Raw genomic sequence first — 16,557 nt, forward strand, 5'->3', positions numbered from 1 at the left:
TTCAAACCCAATTCTGCAATTTTACCAGAAACACCTGCAACAATTCCAGATTTATCTTTACCAACAACAGTTATAATCGCTTTCATAAGCAAACTCCAATTCTTCTTTTAATAGGAAACCTGAACATTAAACAGGACTCTTTTCAAATAGTATAGCATAATTCTAACTAAAATACTCAAAAACGCCTGCTTACGAAGTTGTTCTTAAGAAAAAAACAATTTCGTAAACAAGCGTCTACTATCTCAACTTATGATGAGTGTTCCCGCTAGGATCGAAATCCTAGCGGTAGACCAGAGCTAGACTAAGAGCACAAGACTCCATCATCATAACACTCAACAAAATTGATGATTTTATACTAATTCGATGATCGCCATTGGCGCTGCATCACCACGACGTGGTTCAGTTTTAAGGATACGAGTGTATCCACCGTTACGTTCAGCATAACGAGGTGCGATTTCTGAGAACAATTTTTGAAGTGCTGTAGTAGAAGTGTACTTATCAGTTGCTTCATCATAGTTTTCAGATGCGATTTCATTACGTACGAAAGCAGCTGCTTGACGACGTGCATGCAAATCACCACGTTTACCTAGAGTAATCATTTTTTCAACAGTTTTACGGATTTCTTTAGCACGAGCTTCAGTTGTCACGATTGATTCGTTGATCAAAAGGTCAGTTGTCAAATCGCGAAGCATTGCTTTACGTTGTGAGCTAGTGCGTCCTAGTTTACGGTAAGCCATGTATTCCTCCTTTATTTATCTTTTAATCCAAGACCCAAATCAATGAGTTTGAGTTTCACTTCTTCCAAACTCTTGCGTCCAAGATTTCGTACTTTCATCATCTCTGCTTCAGATTTTTCTGTCAAATCATGCACAGTATTGATACCGGCACGTTTTAAACAGTTGTATGAACGCACAGACAAGTCCAGTTCCTCAATCGTACGATCCAAAATACGGTCGTCAGATTCAGTGTCAGCTTCTTTCATCACTTCAGTTGACTTAGCAATCTCAGTAAGATTTGTAAACAAATCAAGATGTTCTGTCAAAATACGTGCTGAAAGCCCTAAAGCATCTTCTGGAATAATTGTTCCATTTGTCAAGATTTCAAGGGTTAATTTGTCAAATCCATCATTGCTACCTACACGAGCAGGTTCCACTTGATAGTTGACTTTTGTAACTGGTGTATAAATAGAATCTACAGCAAGTGTTCCAACTGGTGCATTATCTTTTTTATTTTCATCAGCAGGTACATATCCACGACCACTGTTAACAGTCATAGTCGCTTTTAGGGAAGAACCTTCACCGATTGTAAAGAGATAATGATCTGGATTTACAATTTCAATATCGCTATCTGTCAAAATGTCACCAGCTGTTACTTCAGCAGGACCTTCAACATCTAGTTCGATGATTTTTTCGTCTTCAACGTACGATTTCACTGCAATTCCTTTAATGTTCAGAATGATTTGCATCACGTCTTCACGAACACCTGGAACTGTGTCAAACTCATGTAACACACCATCAATATTGATAGATGTCACAGCTGCTCCTGGTAGAGAAGCTAGAAGTACACGACGAAGAGAGTTACCAAGAGTTGTACCGTAGCCACGTTCAAGTGGTTCAATTACAAACTTGCCATAATCTTTATTTTCATCAATTTTTGTTATATTTGGTTTTTCAAACTCGATCATTTAGTTACTCCCTCTTAAACGAAAAGCAGTGTAATGCGATGATTATACACGGCGACGTTTTGGAGGACGAGCACCATTGTGTGGCACTGGAGTCACATCACGAATTGCTGTTACTTCAAGACCAGCGGCAGCAAGCGCACGAATAGCTGACTCACGACCAGAACCTGGACCTTTTACAGTAACTTCAACTGATTTAAGACCGTGTTCTTGTGCAGATTTAGCAGCAGCTTCAGAAGCCATTTGAGCGGCGAATGGTGTAGATTTACGAGAACCTTTGAAACCAAGAGCACCAGCTGATGACCAAGCAATTGCATTACCATGCACATCAGTAATCATAACAATAGTGTTATTAAATGTAGCGTGAATATGAGCAATACCAGATTCGATATTCTTTTTCACACGACGTTTACGTGTTGGTTTAGCCAAGACTTTTACCTCCTATATTATTTTTTCTTACCAGCAATCGCAACAGCTTTACCTTTACGAGTGCGAGCGTTGTTTTTAGTGTTTTGTCCACGGACAGGAAGTCCACGACGGTGACGGATACCACGGTATGAACCGATTTCCATCAAACGTTTGATGTTCAAGTTTACTTCACGACGAAGGTCACCTTCAACTTTGATTGCATCCACTTCACGACGGATAGCATCTTCTTGATCTGATGTAAGATCACGTACACGAACATCTTCTGAGATTCCAGCAGCAGCCAAAATTTTCTTAGATGTTGCAAGTCCGATACCATAAACATAAGTCAATGAGATTACTACGCGTTTGTCATTTGGAATGTCAACTCCAGCAATACGAGCCATGTTTTCTCCTTTCTATCTTATCCTTGACGTTGTTTGTGTTTTGGATTTGCTGGGCAAATTACCATAACACGACCATTACGGCGAATAACTTTACAGTATTCGCAAATTGGTTTGACCGATGGTCTTACTTTCATTTCTTATCCCTCCAAGTTTTTCGATTATTTAAAGCGGTAAGTGATACGTCCACGTGTCAAGTCATATGGACTCATTTCGACAGTAACACGATCTCCCGCTAAAATACGAATATAGTTTTTACGAATTTTACCAGAAACTGTTGCTAAAATCTGATGTCCATTTTCAAGTTCAACCGTAAACATTGCATTCGGCATTGTATCAACTACTTTGCCTTCAACTTCAATCACATCGTCTTTTGCCACGCAAAAGCACCTCCATAAATTTCGATTCGATGCCTCTAGACACAGAGACAACAATTATAAGTCAGACTATCTCAGTATAACATTTGTAGCAGATTTTTGCAAGTGTGAAAAACGCTTTATTTCAAATTTGTCAATACTTTTTCGATATCTGAGAAGACATCATTGATATCTTGATTACCTTCGATGTCATGAACCAAACCTTTGGCACGGTAGTGAGCAATGATTGGTTCCCCTTGAGCAATATTCACATCCAAACGACGTTTTACTGTCTCAGGTTTATCATCTTCACGTTGGTAGTAATCTTCTTCTTTATAGTCAACTGGTGGGTTAAAGACCTTGTGGAAAGTTTCTCCAGTTACGCGGTGGATGATACGGCCACTCAAACGTTCCAAGAGGCTGTCAGGATTTACTTCAATGTTGATAACACCTTCTAGTTCAATACCAAGTTCAGCCAATGTTTTGTCCAAGGCATGAGCTTGTTCGATCGTACGTGGGTAACCATCCAACAAGAATCCTGTTTCTTTAATATCATCTTGTGAAAGACGTTCTTTTACGATTCCATTTGTAACTTCGTCAGGAACCAATTCACCCTTGTCAATGTATGACTTAGCAAGAACACCCATTTCAGTTTGATTTGCCATAGCAGCGCGGAACATATCACCTGTTGAGATATGTGCAACATGGAATTGTTCTACGATTTTTGCTGCTTGAGTTCCCTTACCTGCACCAGGTAAGCCCATAATCAAAAGATTCATGATTTGATCTCCTTATTTTATTTTTAAATAGAAGCAAAAAGTCTTTTCACCCCTATTTAAAAACAAAATAGAAGAGGGGAGATCCAACTCTTACAAATGTCAGAGTTTAAACCTCCACTCCCTCAGCATTTACTGATTCAGTAAATACTTTTATTCTGTTCTATCCATGAAACCAACATACTTACGTTTCAATAGGTAACCTTCCAATTGTTTGATTCCTTCAATACCTGTAGAGATAATGATCAAGAGACTTGTTCCACCAAAGGCAACAACATCAGAAAGACCAAATACATCTTTAGCTGCAATCGGCAAAATGGAAATCACACCAAGGAAGAGGGAACCAACCGTTGCAAGACGACGAAGAAGTTTAGACATATATTCTTCTGTACCTTTACCAGGACGAACTCCATGGATATAGGCACCGCTCTTTTGTAGATTCTCTGCCGCTTTTTCAGGATTAATCTGTACAAACGTATAGAAGAATGTAAAGAGAATAATCAACAAAGCATACATGGCAATACCAGTTGGTGAAGTGGTTGCCAGAATTTCTTGTGCTGTTCTTACCCAAGCCCAATCATGGCCTGTAGCGCTCAAAAACTGAAGAATGGCCGCAGGCGCTGCAGTAATGGAACTTGCAAAGATAACAGGGATAACTCCAGCAGGGTTTACCTTCAAAGGAAGGTAAGAGCTAGATGGAGCACCTTGTGCAACCTTAGTATATTGGATTGGAATTTTGTATTCTGCTTGTTGAACATAAGTTGTAAAGTAAATGATCAACAATACAGTAATAATCAAGATGATTACGAAAATGATAGATGAAGTGATACGGCTACTTGGCACGTTCACAAAGTAGTCTACATAGATGCCCTGAATCATCTCTGGAATTGAGGCAACAATCCCGGCAAAGATAATCATAGAAACACCATTTCCGTATCCCTTATCTGTAATTTGCTCACCCAACCAAGTGACAATCATACTACCAGCTGTTAAGATGATACCAATCGTCAGAAAAACTTGTGGAGTTAAAGCAGTTTTAATCAATTGAGCTCCAGCCAAGGTATTAAAACCAGCTGTAATCCCGATAGATTGCACAAAGGCTAGACCCAAGGCAATATAACGAGTAGCTTGATTCAATTTTCTTCGACCTACTTCCCCTTGTTTACCCCACTCTACAAACTTGGGTAAAATATCCATTTGCAAGAGTTGGACAACGATAGAAGCAGTGATATAGGGACTAACTCCTAGGGCAAAAATCGAAAAGTTTTTTAGGGCATTCCCTGACACCAAACTCAACATGTTTAAGAAGGATAATCCACTTAAAGCATTCAAGCTATTGGCATTCACACCAGGAACTGTAATGCTAGTTCCGATACGAAAGACCAAAACGATAAAAATTGTAAATAAAATTTTTGATCGAACTTGCTTGACTTTAAGAGCTTCTCTTAATAATTTAAAAAACATAGGTCACCTCTCTTAGATGACTTCTACTGAACCACCTTTAGCAGTGATAGCTTCTTCAGCTGATTTAGAGAATTTAGCTGCTTTCACAGTCAATTTCTTAGTCAACTCACCGTTACCAAGAATTTTAATACCTGATTTTTCAGCTTTAACAATTCCTGATTCGATAAGAACAACTGGAGTTACTTCAGCACCATCTTCAAAGACGTTCAATTGGTCAAGGTTCACAATTGCGTATTCTTTAGCGTTGATGTTAGTGAATCCACGTTTTGGAAGACGACGGAACAATGGAGTTTGTCCACCTTCAAAACCAAGGCGAACTCCGCCACCGCTACGAGCTTTTTGACCTTTTTGACCACGACCAGATGTTTTACCGTTACCTGATGAAGTACCACGACCAACGCGGTTACGTACTTTGCGAGAACCTTCTGCAGGTTTCAATTCATGAAGTTTCATTTTTATTTTCTCCTCTTTTGTAAAATGCTAGCGCCGATAAGGGAGAAAAGGTTGTCTCCCCCATCAACTCGCCTATACGACGTCATCGTAGATGACTATATCTAGTTTTAGGGGATGGTATAGTGCACATCCCCTAAAAATTCATTAGTTTACTTCTTCAACTGTTACCAAGTGAGATACTGCTGTGATCATACCACGGATAGCAGCGTTATCTTCTTTAATAACAGAGCTGTTCAATTTGCCAAGTCCAAGTGCTACAACAGTTTTACGTTGTGATGGAATGCGTCCGATTGGAGACTTAGTCAAAGTAATTTTAATTTGAGCCATTTTATCCCCTTTCTTATGCCAAATCAGAAACTGAAATACCACGAAGGGCAGCAACTTCTTCAGCGCGTTTCAATTGTTTCAAACCTTCAACAGTTGCACGAACAATGTTGATTGGAGTGTTAGAACCAAGTGATTTAGATGTAATATCTGCCACACCTGCCAATTCCACAACGGCACGAACTGCACCACCAGCGGCAACTCCAGAACCTTCTACAGCAGGTTTCAACAATACTTTAGCTCCACCAAATTCTGAAAGAACTTCGTGTGGGATTGTTGTTCCAACCATAGGAACTTCGATCAAGTTTTTCTTAGCATCATCTACTGCTTTACGGATTGCTTCTGGAACTTCTTGAGCTTTACCAGTACCAAATCCTACGCGACCGTTGTGGTCACCAACAACAACAAGAGCTGCGAAACGAAGACGACGTCCACCTTTAACAACTTTTGTAACACGGTTGACAGCAACTACGCGTTCTTCTAATTCAACTGCATTGTCTTTAAATGCCATTTTCTAGTGTCCTCCTATTAGAATTTCAATCCGTTTTCACGAGCTGCATCAGCCAAAGCTTTCACACGTCCGTGATATAGATATCCACCGCGGTCGAACACCACTTCTGAAATACCTTTAGCGTTTGCACGTTCTGCAACGAGTTTACCGACAGCAACGGCTTGTTCAGTTTTAGTTCCTTTTGAAACTTCTTTGTCAAGAGTTGAAGCACTTGCGAGCGTTACACCCGCTACGTCATCAATCACTTGAGCGTAGATGCCTGTATTAGAACGGAATACGTTCAAACGTGGGCGATCAGCAGTTCCAGAGAGTTTTCCGCGAACGCGACGATGGCGTTTTTGGCGGAGTTTGTTTTTATCTGGTTTTGAAATCACAGTTTTCACCTCTTTAGTTTTAAATCGTGTGCTATGCACAAAGTTGGAAAATAGGTTGGTGGTTGAGAATCAACCACTCAACATTATTTACCTGTTTTACCTTCTTTACGGCGAACGAATTCACCAACATAACGGATACCTTTACCTTTATATGGTTCTGGTGAACGAAGGCTACGTACGTAAGCAGCTGTTTGACCAACTACTTCTTTTGAAATTCCGCTAACAACGATTGTTGTTGGATTTGGAAGTTCAAAAGTAATTCCTTCTGGAGCTTCAACTTCGTCTGGATGAGATTTACCAACAGCCAAAACAAGTTTAGATCCTTGAAGTTGTGCACGGTAACCAACCCCGCGCATTTCAAGTTCTTTCCTGAATCCTTCTGATACACCAATAACCATGTTGTTCAAAAGGGCACGAGTAGTTCCGTGGATAGTTTTCATTTCTTTTGAATCGTTTGGACGGTGAAGAGTTACTTCAGTACCTTCCACACGGATTTCAATATCTTTTGAGAACTCACGAGTAAGTTCTCCTTTAGGTCCTTTTACAGTTACAACGTTGTCATTGTTAGTGAGTTCAACACCAGCAGGCAACACGATAACTTTATTACCAATACGTGACATGTTTATTTTCTCCTGTTAGATTGTCAGGCCAGAACGGCCAGTTTTCACGGGGGCTAAATCGATTTCTCGATTTAAAGGAACATTTAGGTTTCAATTTCAAAGTGAATCTAGGCATCGTCTCGCAGGCATAACTTTGGGTTAGGCAAGAGACGATAACGACGAGTCACAAAGAAATTGGGAGCTAAATATTACCAAACGTAAGCGATAACCTCACCACCAACATTCTTTTGGCGTGCTTCTTTATCAGTAAGCAAACCTTCAGAAGTTGAAAGGATAGCAATTCCAAGTCCGTTAAGAACTTTTGGAAGGTCTTCACGTTTTTTGTAGACACGAAGTCCTGGTTTAGAAACACGTTTCAAGTTAGTGATAACTTTTTCACCGTTTGGTCCGTATTTAAGGAATACACGGATGATGCCTTGTTTGTCATCTTCGATGATTTCAACGTTTTTTACAAAACCTTCGCGTTTAAGGATTTCAGCAATCCCTTTTTTGATGTTTGATGCAGGTACTTCAAGTACTTCGTGTTTCGCTTGGTTAGCGTTACGAATACGAGTTAGGAAGTCTGCGATTGGGTCAGTCATAACCATTTTGTTTTTCTCCTCTTACTAGTAGTTTGCAAGTTGCACTTGCTAGTTAATACATGATACAAAGAGCGTAACAGCAAGAGCAAAAATAGGCAATTTGATGCAGGAGCGATGCTCCAAAGCAAATTGGTCTTTTTTGCCAAAGCTGTAGCTCGTGTTCAAATTGGCAAGCCCAACTGAACCCGGGCTAAACTCCGTGTGAAAAAGATAAACTTTCCTAGAAACTTCAGTTTCTTCGTCAAGTTTCCTATTTTCACTCGGAGTTTTGACGCCCTTGAGATCTTAAATTACCAAGATGCTTTTGTTACACCAGGAATTTGTCCTTTGTAAGCTAATTCACGGAAGCAAACACGGCAAAGTTTAAATTTGCGGTAAACTGAATGTGGACGACCACATTTTTCACAACGAGTATAAGCTTGAGTAGAGAACTTCGCTGGACGTTTGTTCTTAGCAATCATTGATTTTTTAGCCATTAGATTTACCTCCTATATTATTTTGCAAAAGGCATTCCAAGGCCTGTAAGCAATGCACGTGACTCTTCGTCAGTGTTAGCAGTTGTTACGATAACGATGTCAAGACCACGAGTTTTGTCAACGTCATCGAAGTTGATTTCTGGGAAAATCAATTGTTCTTTCACACCAAGTGTGTAGTTTCCGCGTCCATCAAATGATTTTGTTGGAACACCGTGGAAGTCACGTACACGTGGAAGTGAAACTGAAACCAATTTATCCAAGAATTCGTACATACGTTCACCACGAAGGGTAACTTTTGCACCGATCGCAACACCTTCACGAAGACGGAAGCCGGCGATTGATTTTTTAGCTTTAGTGATAAGTGGTTTTTGACCTGAGATAAGCGCCAATTCTTCAGCAGCTTTTTCAAGGCTTTTAGCGTTTGATACAGCTTCACCAACACCCATGTTCAAAACGATCTTATCTACTTTAGGCACAGCCATCACTGATGAGTAGTTGAATTGTTCTGTCAAAGCAGGAACTACTTCATTAAGATATTTTTCTTTTAAACGATTTGCCATTATACTTCTCCTTTCCTTCGTGATTAATCAAGCACTTCGCCTGATTTTTTGTTGTAGCGAACTTTTTTACCGTCTACAAATTTGTAACCAACACGACCAGCTACACCATTTTTGTCCAAAACTTGAACGTTTGATACGTGGATAGCTGCTTCTTTCTCGATGATACCACCTTGAGGAAGCTCGTTAGTTGGACGTTGGTGTTTCTTAACGATGTTAACACCTTCAACGATAACTTTGTTTACTTTTGGAAGGGCAGTAAGGACAACAGCTTCTGTTCCCTTATCTTTACCAGCGATTACGCGAACTTTGTCGCCTTTTTTTACAAACATTAGGTTTCTCCTTGATTTTTCTTACGCCCATAAGGGCACCCTAGCTTGAAGCTAGGGGACTAGTTTGTTTCTAAAAATTAAAGTACTTCTGGAGCAAGTGACACAATCTTCATGAAGCCACCCTCACGCAATTCACGTGCAACTGGGCCAAAGATACGTGTTCCGCGAGGAGTTTTATCTTCACGGATGATAACTGCTGCGTTTTCGTCAAATTTGATGTATGAACCATCAGCACGACGAGCACCTGATTTAGTACGAACGATAACTGCTTTAACAACGTCACCTTTTTTAACCGCACCACCAGGAGTAGCTTGTTTTACAGATGCCACGATAACATCACCGATGTTTGCAAATTTACGTCCTGAACCACCAAGAACTTTGATAGTCAAGATTTCGCGAGCACCGCTGTTGTCTGCGACTTTCAAACGAGTTTCTGTTTGAATCATTTCAGTTTTCTCCTTTCAGGTTTGATTAGATGATGACCGCTTCTTCAACAACTTCTACAAGACGGAAACGTTTTGTAGCTGAAAGCGGACGAGTTTCCATGATACGTACGATATCGCCTTCTTTGGCAACATTGTTTTCATCATGAGCTTTGTATTTTTTAGAGTAGTTAATACGTTTACCATAGACTGGGTGGTTACGTTTTGTTTCAACTACAACTGTGATTGTCTTGTCCATTTTGTCAGATACAACACGTCCAACAAGAACTTTACGATTATTGCGTTCCATTGAAATTTCTCCTTCCCTAGTCTATTATTTCGCTTCAGATTGAACTGTTTTGATACGAGCGATTTGTTTTTTAACTTCTTTCAAGCGAGCTGTTTGTTCCAATTGACCAGTAGCAGCTTGGAAACGAAGTTCAAACAATTCTTTTTTCAATTCGTTTTCGCGCTTCGCGAGTTCTTCTTGAGAAAGACCACGAAGTTCTTTAACAAATTCTTTTACTTCATTAAGTTTCATGCCTTCTCCTTATTCTGCTTCACGTTTTACGAATTTACATTTAACTGGCAATTTGTGGCTAGCAAGACGAAGCGCTTCGCGAGCGATCTCTTCAGATACACCAGCGATTTCGAACATCACTTTACCACGTTTAACTGGTGCTACCCAACCTTCAGGTGCCCCTTTACCAGATCCCATACGTACACCGATAGCTTTAGCAGTGTATGATTTGTGTGGGAAGATTTTAATCCAAACTTTACCACCACGTTTCATGTAACGAGTCATGGCGATACGAGCAGCTTCGATTTGGCGGTTAGTGATCCAATGGCTAGTTGTAGCTTGAAGACCGTATTCACCGAATGCTACTTCTTTTCCACCTTTTGCTTCACCGCGCATTTTTCCACGGAATTCACGACGGTGTTTAACACGTTTAGGTACTAACATTGGTTATTTACCTCCTTTAGTGTTTTTGCGAGCTGGAAGAACTTCACCACGGTAGATCCATACTTTAACACCAAGTTTACCGTATGTAGTATCTGCTTCTTCCCAAGCGTAATCGATATCTGCACGAAGTGTGTGAAGTGGAACAGTTCCTTCAGAGTATCCTTCAGCACGGGCGATGTCTGCACCGTTCAAACGACCTGATACTTGAGTTTTGATTCCTTTAGCTCCAGCACGCATTGCACGTTGGATTGCTTGTTTTTGTGCACGACGGAAAGCAACACGTTGCTCCAATTGACGAGCAATACCTTCACCTACAAGGTGAGCATCCAAATCAGGTTGTTTGATTTCGATGATGTTGATGTGTACTTGTTTTCCAGTCAATTTGTTAAGTTTTGCACGGAGTGCATCAACGTTAGCACCACCTTTACCGATAACCATACCTGGTTTAGCAGTGTGAAGTGAAACGTTAACTTTGTTTACTGCGCGTTCAATTTCGATAGTTGAAACTGCTGCGTCAGCAAGTTCTTTTTGAACGAATTTACGGATTGCAAGATCTTCATGAAGGTAATCCGCGTATTCTTTTTCAGCATACCATTTGGCATCCCAATCACGGATGATGCCGACACGCATACCAATTGGATGTACTTTTTGACCCACGATTTTACCTCCTTATTTTTCTGCAACAGCTACAGTGATGTGAGCTGTACGTTTGTTGATTGGTGAAGCTGAGCCTTTCGCACGTGGACGGAAACGTTTCATAGTTGGTCCTTCGTTTGCGAATGCTTCAGATACTACCAAGTTAGCTTTATCCAAACCAAAGTTGTTTTCAGCGTTAGCTACAGCTGAGTTCAAAACTTTCAAGATGATTTCAGCGGCTTTGTTTGGAGTGAATGTCAAGATTGCGATTGCATCGGCTACGCTTTTACCACGGATGTTATCAAGAACAAGACGTGATTTACGAGGTGAAACACGTACTGTACGAGCCATTGCTTTAGCTGAAGTAATTTCTGCCATTTATGTTCTCCTTATTTTCTACGTGTTTTCTTGTCGTCTGCAGCGTGACCTTTGTAAGTACGAGTTGGTGCAAATTCACCAAGTTTGTGACCTACCATGTCTTCTTGGATGTAAACAGGTACATGTTTACGTCCGTCATAAACTGCAATAGTGTAACCAATGAAACTTGGGAAGATCGTTGAACGACGTGACCAAGTTTTAATAACTTTTTTCTTTTCGTCGTTAGCTTGAGCTTCAACTTTTTTCATCAAATGCTCATCGACGAAAGGTCCTTTTTTAAGACTGCGTCCCATTTTTATATTTTCTCCTTTAAATGTTTACCACAGCGGCTTGCGCTCACATGGAGCGCTACCGAGCTGGCGGATTTACTAGTTGCTTAAGCGACTAGTTTAATATTATTTCTCGTTGCGACGACGAACGATAAGTTTGTCAGATTTCGCTTTCTTGTTACGAGTTTTAAGACCAAGAGCAGGTTTGCCCCATGGAGTAGATGGTGCTTTACGACCAACTGGTGCTTTACCTTCACCACCACCGTGTGGGTGATCGTTAGGGTTCATTACAGAACCACGAACTGTTGGGCGGATACCTTTCCAACGGCTACGTCCTGCTTTACCAAGGTTTACAAGTCCATGTTGTTCGTTTCCGACAACACCAACTGTAGCACGGCAAGTTCCAAGAATCATACGAACTTCACCTGATTGAAGACGAACAAGAACGTATTTACCTTCTTGACCCAATACTTGAGCAGATGCACCAGCAGCACGTACTAATTCACCACCACGACCTGGTTTCAACTCGATGTTGTGGATCAAAGTACCAACTGGGATGTTAGCAAGTGGAAGAGCGTTTCCGACTTTGATATCTGCTTCTGGACCTGAAACGATACGTTGACCAACTTCAAGACCTTTTGGAGCGATGATGTATGCTTTCACACCGTCAGTGTAGTGTACAAGAGCGATGTTTGCAGAACGGTTTGGATCGTACTCGATTGTTTTAACAACTGCTTCAACGTTGTCTTTGTTACGTTTGAAGTCAACCAAACGGTAGAAACGTTTGTGTCCACCACCTTGGTGACGAACTGTGATACGACCGTTGTTGTTACGACCAGCCTTGCTCTTCAATGCAACAAGCAATGATTTTTCAGGAGTGCTTGTTGTGATTTCAGCGAAATCCAAAGAAGTCATATTACGGCGACCGTTTGTTGTTGGTTTATAAACACGAATTCCCACGATATTTCCTCCTTAGATTATTCAGCTTCAGCAGCAAACAACTCGATTGCTTTTGAATCAGCTGTAAGTGTGATGATAGCTTTTTTAGTTTTGTTAGTAAAACCAGTGTAACGTCCAACACGTTTAGCTTTTGGTTTTACGTTGATTGTGTTAACGTTGGCAACTTTAACACCTTCGAAAGCAGCTTCGACAGCTTGCTTGATCAAAAGTTTGTGTGCACGAGTGTCAACTTCAAATACATATTTTCCTGCTTCAAGTTGAGCCATTGAGCTTTCAGTGATTACAGGTTTTTTGATAACATCATACAAATTCATTATGCAAGAACCTCCTCGATTTTAGAGATAGCTGCTTGAGTAACAAGAAGTTTGTCACTATTTGCGATGTCAAGAACACTTGCAGTTGTAGCAGTCGCAACTTTCACGTTTGGAAGGTTACGAGCTGAGAGAGCTGCGAATTCGTTTCCTTCTTCAAGAATAACAAGGACTTTAGAATCGATGCTCAAAGCTGCAAGAACTTTTGCAAATTCAGCAGTTTTTGGAGCTGTAAATTCAAGAGAATCAACGGCTACAAATTTATTTTCAGCAACTTTTTCTGAGTAAACAGATTTAAGCGCAAGGCGACGAACTTTTTGAGGAAGTTTGTACGCATAGCTACGTGGAGTTGGTCCGAAGACGATTCCACCACCACGCCATTGTGGAGAGCGGATAGAACCTTGACGAGCACGTCCAGTTCCTTTTTGACGCCATGGTTTGCGTCCGCCACCTGAAACAGCTGAGCGGTTTTTAACTGCGTGAGTTCCTTGACGAAGGCTAGCACGTTGGCTGATGATCACATCAAACACAACAGATTCATTTGGTTCGATACCAAAGATTGCATCATTAAGAACAACTTCGCCCGCTTGTTTACCAGTTTGGTCGAATAATGTTACATTTGCCATTTTGACTGTATTCCCCTTTCCTTATTATTTACCAGCTTTAACTGCTGATTTGATAGTGATAAGAGATTTCTTAGCACCTGGTACGTTACCTTTGATAAGGATAACGTTCTTTTCTGGAACAACTTGTACAACTTCAAGGTTTTGAATTGTTACACGGTCGCCACCCATACGTCCTGCAAGGTTTTTACCTTTGAATACGCGGTTAGGTGCAACAGGTCCCATAGAACCTGGACGACGGTGGTAACGAGAACCGTGAGCCATTGGTCCACGTGATTGTCCGTGGCGTTTGATAACACCTTGGAAACCTTTACCTTTAGAAGTACCAGTTACGTCAACAACGTCTCCAGCTGCGAATGTTTCAACTGTGATTTCAGCACCAACTTCCAAGCCTTCAACGTTTTTGAATTCACGAATGAAGCGCTTAGGAGCCGTGTTAGCTTTCGCTACATGTCCTTTAGCAGGTTTGTTGCTCAATACTTCGCGTTTGTCATCGAAACCAACTTGGATAGCGTTGTATCCGTCTGTTTCAACAGTTTTAACTTGAAGAACAACGTTTGGAGTTGCTTCAATAACTGTTACAGGGATCAATTCGCCAGCTTCAGTGAAGATTTGAGTCATTCCCACTTTTTTCCCTAAGATTCCTTTTGTCATGAGAAAATAGTTCCTTTTCTATATTTTTTATTCAAAAAGTTTTTAACGAGCGTTTTTTATGCTCAAATATCAAGCTTTAGATTAAAGTTTGATTTCTACGTTTACACCACTTGGAAGATCCAATTTCATCAAAGCATCAACTGTTTTTTGAGTTGGGTTAACGATATCGATCAAACGTTTGTGTGTACGCATTTCAAATTGTTCGCGAGAGTCTTTGTATTTGTGAGTCGCACGAATGATTGTGTAGAGGCTACGTTCAGTTGGAAGTGGGATTGGACCCGCAACTTGTGCACCTGTACGAGTAGCTGATTCTACGATTTTTGTAGCCGCTGTGTCAAGCGTACGGTGTTCATAAGCTTTCAAACGGATACGGATTTTTTTGTTTGCCATCTTTTTCTCCTTTTCGTCTATTTAAGATAATAGGCTAGCTCCACAAGAAAACCGACGCGGTGTTGCGTGGCAATGCAACCGAGCGTATCGCAACCTCTTGCATCAAAGCTAAAGCTGTAATTTACAGCACCATAATAGAATAACACAAAGCCCCTGCGATTGCAAGGGATTTGTTGCTATTTTTTCGTTTTTTTACAATGAAACTGTTTTCCTATTTTTTCTTTTTAAAATTAGGGATTTTCTTCTATATAAACTGACTCCTCTTGGCATCAAATTTATCTTCTGATTGGTCCACTAGAATGTCCGCCCTTGACTCAGTTTCTTTATAGTATCGCAGATACTGCTCCCGTCTCATCTGATGGCTAGCCAATATAAAGGATGCATCGCGATTTCTCACTGTCGTATCTCGATCTAGACGCCTTTTTAATTCGGTCTCCTCATCCGTGTAGAAACAGATGGTTTTGTCAAAGAGTTCTTTGGGTAAAAAGCCAACAGACATCCCTTCGACAATCAGAATTGGCTTTGCTCCAGACAAGACCTCACTAGCCTTCCAAGGTTCTTCAATTGTTAAGACATCCATACCTGCCTGCAAGGCTAAGATATCTCTCCGCAAACTTGCCAATTCATGTGCCACCGGCAGACAGGCTGTCACCTTTTGATTTGGTGTATCCTTTGGTACTACTAGATGGCGTTCTGAGGTGATATAAGGATCTGTTTCTAGCAAATTTACTGTAGTAGAATCTAAAGCTTGGTACAATTCCTGTGCAAAAGTTGATTTACCCGAAGCCCCATGACCGTATATTCCCAGTGTCCTGACTTTGCCCTTTTCTATTTCTGAAACAAGCTAGTCTATTAAGTCTTTTCTCTTCATTCTCTCTTCACCTGTTCATAGCTTTCTTTTCCGTCATTGAGCTTATGCCAAATCACTACTTGCCCACTTTTGAAAGATTTTTGCACATCGATAATTCGTTGATTGGAAGAACCTCGAAACTGGAGCATGAGATTTCTCTTAGTTCGGTCATACCGTCCATCGACAAGGATGTCAATTAGTGATAAGAGTTCCAGTTTATCTGGAGTTTCCAACATCATTTCTTCCCAAGTGTAGCCCGTCCAGGACCAGATGTCTTTTTCTGGCAATTCCTTTCGGATGCGTTTAACGAGAGGTAAGAGAATGCCCGTATTGAGGAAAGGCTCCCCTCCCAGCAAGGTCAATCCTTGAACATAAGGTTGAGCGAGATCTTCCATGATCTGTTCTTCTAATTCTGCTGTAAATGGAATGCCAGCATTAAAAGACCAAGTCGCAACATTATAACATCCCTCGCAGTGAAACATGCAACCTGATACATAGAGAGAGTTACGCACACCTTCTCCATCTACAAAGTTAAAGGCCTTGTAGTCGATGATACGCCCTTGACTGAGTTCCTCGCTTTTCCATTCTTGTGGTTTTGGATTATTCATTCGCTACCTCTATCCAATAACGCTCCACACCATTGCGAACATCCTCAATGAGACCTCCATTTGCTAGAATAACTACTCTGCTAGCAGGATTATTCACGCTACAGGTCACTAGAGCTTTCTTAATGTTCTTTTCCTTAGCAACTTGCAAGCCCTGACGGAGAGTTTCCTTAGCATAACC

Annotated in this window: 32 protein-coding genes and 1 pseudogene; all 33 read right to left on the reverse strand. The window is 40.8% G+C overall.

The annotated features are described in order from the left end of the window. Positions 1–86 (reverse strand): annotated as a pseudogene (locus WKI42_RS05765) (ACT domain-containing protein); the annotation flags it as partial. Positions 87–350: 264 nt separating this feature from the next. Beyond that, positions 351–737, reverse strand: coding sequence for a 50S ribosomal protein L17 (gene rplQ / locus WKI42_RS05770; protein ID WP_000331493.1), 387 nt, complete (start codon positions 735–737; stop codon positions 351–353). Between the two features lie 11 nt (positions 738–748). Beyond that, a complete protein-coding gene (locus tag WKI42_RS05775; protein WP_000568988.1) occupies positions 749–1,684 on the reverse strand; it encodes a DNA-directed RNA polymerase subunit alpha in 936 nt (311 codons plus the stop codon). 42 nt (positions 1,685–1,726) lie between these two features. Next, positions 1,727–2,110 (reverse strand): 30S ribosomal protein S11, encoded by a 384-nt coding sequence (gene rpsK, locus WKI42_RS05780; RefSeq protein WP_001118385.1) that lies wholly within the window; start codon positions 2,108–2,110, stop codon positions 1,727–1,729. Positions 2,111–2,127: 17 nt separating this feature from the next. Continuing rightward, positions 2,128–2,493 (reverse strand): 30S ribosomal protein S13, encoded by a 366-nt coding sequence (rpsM, locus tag WKI42_RS05785; RefSeq protein ID WP_000090781.1) that lies wholly within the window; start codon positions 2,491–2,493, stop codon positions 2,128–2,130. 17 nt (positions 2,494–2,510) lie between these two features. Beyond that, positions 2,511–2,627 (reverse strand): 50S ribosomal protein L36, encoded by a 117-nt coding sequence (gene rpmJ / locus WKI42_RS05790; RefSeq protein ID WP_001808836.1) that lies wholly within the window; start codon positions 2,625–2,627, stop codon positions 2,511–2,513. Positions 2,628–2,651: 24 nt separating this feature from the next. Next, complete coding sequence (gene infA, locus WKI42_RS05795; protein WP_001029883.1) at positions 2,652–2,870, reverse strand: translation initiation factor IF-1; 219 nt, start codon at positions 2,868–2,870, stop codon at positions 2,652–2,654. Between the two features lie 116 nt (positions 2,871–2,986). Next, positions 2,987–3,625, reverse strand: a complete 639-nt coding sequence (locus tag WKI42_RS05800) for an adenylate kinase (protein ID WP_001050436.1) — start codon at positions 3,623–3,625, stop codon at positions 2,987–2,989. A gap of 150 nt (positions 3,626–3,775) precedes the next feature. Beyond that, positions 3,776–5,086, reverse strand: a complete 1,311-nt coding sequence (gene secY, locus WKI42_RS05805; RefSeq protein ID WP_368081416.1) for a preprotein translocase subunit SecY — start codon at positions 5,084–5,086, stop codon at positions 3,776–3,778. A gap of 12 nt (positions 5,087–5,098) precedes the next feature. Further along, complete coding sequence (gene rplO / locus WKI42_RS05810; protein ID WP_000766090.1) at positions 5,099–5,539, reverse strand: 50S ribosomal protein L15; 441 nt, start codon at positions 5,537–5,539, stop codon at positions 5,099–5,101. 144 nt (positions 5,540–5,683) lie between these two features. After that, positions 5,684–5,866 carry a 50S ribosomal protein L30 gene (rpmD, locus tag WKI42_RS05815; protein WP_000057241.1) on the reverse strand — a complete coding sequence of 61 codons (183 nt, stop codon included), beginning with the start codon at positions 5,864–5,866 and terminating at the stop codon, positions 5,684–5,686. A 13-nt stretch (positions 5,867–5,879) separates the two neighbouring features. Beyond that, the gene (rpsE, locus tag WKI42_RS05820) at positions 5,880–6,374 is read right to left on the reverse strand and encodes a 30S ribosomal protein S5 (RefSeq protein ID WP_000874202.1); all 495 of its coding nucleotides are present in this window, start codon (positions 6,372–6,374) and stop codon (positions 5,880–5,882) included. Between the two features lie 17 nt (positions 6,375–6,391). Then, a complete protein-coding gene (gene rplR / locus WKI42_RS05825; protein WP_000624044.1) occupies positions 6,392–6,748 on the reverse strand; it encodes a 50S ribosomal protein L18 in 357 nt (118 codons plus the stop codon). 83 nt (positions 6,749–6,831) lie between these two features. Next, positions 6,832–7,368 (reverse strand): 50S ribosomal protein L6, encoded by a 537-nt coding sequence (gene rplF, locus WKI42_RS05830; RefSeq protein ID WP_368081417.1) that lies wholly within the window; start codon positions 7,366–7,368, stop codon positions 6,832–6,834. Between the two features lie 188 nt (positions 7,369–7,556). After that, positions 7,557–7,955, reverse strand: coding sequence for a 30S ribosomal protein S8 (gene rpsH / locus WKI42_RS05835; RefSeq protein ID WP_000245504.1), 399 nt, complete (start codon positions 7,953–7,955; stop codon positions 7,557–7,559). A 284-nt stretch (positions 7,956–8,239) separates the two neighbouring features. After that, positions 8,240–8,425, reverse strand: coding sequence for a type Z 30S ribosomal protein S14 (locus WKI42_RS05840; protein ID WP_001085697.1), 186 nt, complete (start codon positions 8,423–8,425; stop codon positions 8,240–8,242). Positions 8,426–8,442: 17 nt separating this feature from the next. Next, entirely contained in the window at positions 8,443–8,985 is a 543-nt protein-coding gene (rplE, locus tag WKI42_RS05845; protein WP_000013542.1) for a 50S ribosomal protein L5, read from the reverse strand. A gap of 23 nt (positions 8,986–9,008) precedes the next feature. Then, on the reverse strand, positions 9,009–9,314 hold the full coding sequence (gene rplX, locus WKI42_RS05850) for a 50S ribosomal protein L24 (RefSeq protein ID WP_000497691.1): 306 nt from the start codon (positions 9,312–9,314) through the stop codon (positions 9,009–9,011). A gap of 77 nt (positions 9,315–9,391) precedes the next feature. Continuing rightward, a complete protein-coding gene (gene rplN / locus WKI42_RS05855) occupies positions 9,392–9,760 on the reverse strand; it encodes a 50S ribosomal protein L14 (RefSeq protein WP_000616545.1) in 369 nt (122 codons plus the stop codon). A gap of 25 nt (positions 9,761–9,785) precedes the next feature. After that, entirely contained in the window at positions 9,786–10,046 is a 261-nt protein-coding gene (gene rpsQ, locus WKI42_RS05860; RefSeq protein WP_000440801.1) for a 30S ribosomal protein S17, read from the reverse strand. 24 nt (positions 10,047–10,070) lie between these two features. Beyond that, a complete protein-coding gene (gene rpmC, locus WKI42_RS05865) occupies positions 10,071–10,277 on the reverse strand; it encodes a 50S ribosomal protein L29 (RefSeq protein ID WP_000772918.1) in 207 nt (68 codons plus the stop codon). A gap of 9 nt (positions 10,278–10,286) precedes the next feature. Continuing rightward, positions 10,287–10,700 carry a 50S ribosomal protein L16 gene (rplP, locus tag WKI42_RS05870; RefSeq protein ID WP_000960946.1) on the reverse strand — a complete coding sequence of 138 codons (414 nt, stop codon included), beginning with the start codon at positions 10,698–10,700 and terminating at the stop codon, positions 10,287–10,289. 3 nt (positions 10,701–10,703) lie between these two features. Beyond that, positions 10,704–11,357, reverse strand: coding sequence for a 30S ribosomal protein S3 (gene rpsC / locus WKI42_RS05875; protein ID WP_000529936.1), 654 nt, complete (start codon positions 11,355–11,357; stop codon positions 10,704–10,706). A 12-nt stretch (positions 11,358–11,369) separates the two neighbouring features. Next, positions 11,370–11,714, reverse strand: a complete 345-nt coding sequence (rplV, locus tag WKI42_RS05880; protein WP_000818137.1) for a 50S ribosomal protein L22 — start codon at positions 11,712–11,714, stop codon at positions 11,370–11,372. A gap of 11 nt (positions 11,715–11,725) precedes the next feature. Further along, on the reverse strand, positions 11,726–12,007 hold the full coding sequence (gene rpsS, locus WKI42_RS05885) for a 30S ribosomal protein S19 (RefSeq protein WP_000533766.1): 282 nt from the start codon (positions 12,005–12,007) through the stop codon (positions 11,726–11,728). Positions 12,008–12,109: 102 nt separating this feature from the next. Further along, on the reverse strand, positions 12,110–12,943 hold the full coding sequence (rplB, locus tag WKI42_RS05890) for a 50S ribosomal protein L2 (RefSeq protein WP_000512910.1): 834 nt from the start codon (positions 12,941–12,943) through the stop codon (positions 12,110–12,112). A gap of 17 nt (positions 12,944–12,960) precedes the next feature. Further along, on the reverse strand, positions 12,961–13,257 hold the full coding sequence (locus WKI42_RS05895) for a 50S ribosomal protein L23 (protein WP_001055347.1): 297 nt from the start codon (positions 13,255–13,257) through the stop codon (positions 12,961–12,963). Next, positions 13,257–13,880 carry a 50S ribosomal protein L4 gene (gene rplD, locus WKI42_RS05900; RefSeq protein WP_000024547.1) on the reverse strand — a complete coding sequence of 208 codons (624 nt, stop codon included), beginning with the start codon at positions 13,878–13,880 and terminating at the stop codon, positions 13,257–13,259. Before rplD ends, WKI42_RS05895 begins: the two co-directional genes overlap by 1 nt. A gap of 24 nt (positions 13,881–13,904) precedes the next feature. Then, the gene (rplC, locus tag WKI42_RS05905; protein ID WP_000160197.1) at positions 13,905–14,531 is read right to left on the reverse strand and encodes a 50S ribosomal protein L3; all 627 of its coding nucleotides are present in this window, start codon (positions 14,529–14,531) and stop codon (positions 13,905–13,907) included. 81 nt (positions 14,532–14,612) lie between these two features. Beyond that, positions 14,613–14,921, reverse strand: a complete 309-nt coding sequence (gene rpsJ, locus WKI42_RS05910; protein ID WP_033630409.1) for a 30S ribosomal protein S10 — start codon at positions 14,919–14,921, stop codon at positions 14,613–14,615. A gap of 244 nt (positions 14,922–15,165) precedes the next feature. Continuing rightward, a complete protein-coding gene (locus WKI42_RS05915) occupies positions 15,166–15,753 on the reverse strand; it encodes a phosphoribulokinase (protein WP_368081419.1) in 588 nt (195 codons plus the stop codon). A 35-nt stretch (positions 15,754–15,788) separates the two neighbouring features. Beyond that, positions 15,789–16,379 (reverse strand): anaerobic ribonucleoside-triphosphate reductase activating protein, encoded by a 591-nt coding sequence (nrdG, locus tag WKI42_RS05920; protein ID WP_368081418.1) that lies wholly within the window; start codon positions 16,377–16,379, stop codon positions 15,789–15,791. Beyond that, on the reverse strand, positions 16,372–16,557 hold a 186-nt coding region (locus tag WKI42_RS05925; RefSeq protein WP_369076741.1), incomplete at its 5' end, for a GNAT family N-acetyltransferase. The genes nrdG and WKI42_RS05925, both read right to left, overlap by 8 nt.

The sequence above is a fragment of the Streptococcus pseudopneumoniae genome, from assembly GCF_038148935.1.
GTDB lineage: Bacteria > Bacillota > Bacilli > Lactobacillales > Streptococcaceae > Streptococcus > Streptococcus pseudopneumoniae_U.

Coding starts and splice junctions, on each gene's coding strand:
- rpmJ (WP_001808836.1), bottom strand. CDS start 2,627: ATGAAAGTAAGACCATCGGTCAAACCAATTTGCGAATACTGTAAAGTT.
- rpsM (WP_000090781.1), bottom strand. CDS start 2,493: ATGGCTCGTATTGCTGGAGTTGACATTCCAAATGACAAACGCGTAGTA.
- rpsE (WP_000874202.1), bottom strand. CDS start 6,374: ATGGCATTTAAAGACAATGCAGTTGAATTAGAAGAACGCGTAGTTGCT.
- rplV (WP_000818137.1), bottom strand. CDS start 11,714: ATGGCAGAAATTACTTCAGCTAAAGCAATGGCTCGTACAGTACGTGTT.
- WKI42_RS05775 (WP_000568988.1), bottom strand. CDS start 1,684: ATGATCGAGTTTGAAAAACCAAATATAACAAAAATTGATGAAAATAAA.
- rpsS (WP_000533766.1), bottom strand. CDS start 12,007: ATGGGACGCAGTCTTAAAAAAGGACCTTTCGTCGATGAGCATTTGATG.
- rplX (WP_000497691.1), bottom strand. CDS start 9,314: ATGTTTGTAAAAAAAGGCGACAAAGTTCGCGTAATCGCTGGTAAAGAT.
- rplO (WP_000766090.1), bottom strand. CDS start 5,539: ATGAAACTTCATGAATTGAAACCTGCAGAAGGTTCTCGCAAAGTACGT.
- WKI42_RS05840 (WP_001085697.1), bottom strand. CDS start 8,425: ATGGCTAAAAAATCAATGATTGCTAAGAACAAACGTCCAGCGAAGTTC.
- rplN (WP_000616545.1), bottom strand. CDS start 9,760: ATGATTCAAACAGAAACTCGTTTGAAAGTCGCAGACAACAGCGGTGCT.
- nrdG (WP_368081418.1), bottom strand. CDS start 16,379: ATGAATAATCCAAAACCACAAGAATGGAAAAGCGAGGAACTCAGTCAA.
- rplE (WP_000013542.1), bottom strand. CDS start 8,985: ATGGCAAATCGTTTAAAAGAAAAATATCTTAATGAAGTAGTTCCTGCT.
- WKI42_RS05800 (WP_001050436.1), bottom strand. CDS start 3,625: ATGAATCTTTTGATTATGGGCTTACCTGGTGCAGGTAAGGGAACTCAA.
- WKI42_RS05895 (WP_001055347.1), bottom strand. CDS start 13,257: ATGAATTTGTATGATGTTATCAAAAAACCTGTAATCACTGAAAGCTCA.
- rpsJ (WP_033630409.1), bottom strand. CDS start 14,921: ATGGCAAACAAAAAAATCCGTATCCGTTTGAAAGCTTATGAACACCGT.
- secY (WP_368081416.1), bottom strand. CDS start 5,086: ATGTTTTTTAAATTATTAAGAGAAGCTCTTAAAGTCAAGCAAGTTCGA.
- rplQ (WP_000331493.1), bottom strand. CDS start 737: ATGGCTTACCGTAAACTAGGACGCACTAGCTCACAACGTAAAGCAATG.
- rplC (WP_000160197.1), bottom strand. CDS start 14,531: ATGACAAAAGGAATCTTAGGGAAAAAAGTGGGAATGACTCAAATCTTC.
- rplD (WP_000024547.1), bottom strand. CDS start 13,880: ATGGCAAATGTAACATTATTCGACCAAACTGGTAAACAAGCGGGCGAA.
- rplF (WP_368081417.1), bottom strand. CDS start 7,368: ATGTCACGTATTGGTAATAAAGTTATCGTGTTGCCTGCTGGTGTTGAA.
- rpmC (WP_000772918.1), bottom strand. CDS start 10,277: ATGAAACTTAATGAAGTAAAAGAATTTGTTAAAGAACTTCGTGGTCTT.
- rpsH (WP_000245504.1), bottom strand. CDS start 7,955: ATGGTTATGACTGACCCAATCGCAGACTTCCTAACTCGTATTCGTAAC.
- rpsQ (WP_000440801.1), bottom strand. CDS start 10,046: ATGGAACGCAATAATCGTAAAGTTCTTGTTGGACGTGTTGTATCTGAC.
- rplP (WP_000960946.1), bottom strand. CDS start 10,700: ATGTTAGTACCTAAACGTGTTAAACACCGTCGTGAATTCCGTGGAAAA.
- rpmD (WP_000057241.1), bottom strand. CDS start 5,866: ATGGCTCAAATTAAAATTACTTTGACTAAGTCTCCAATCGGACGCATT.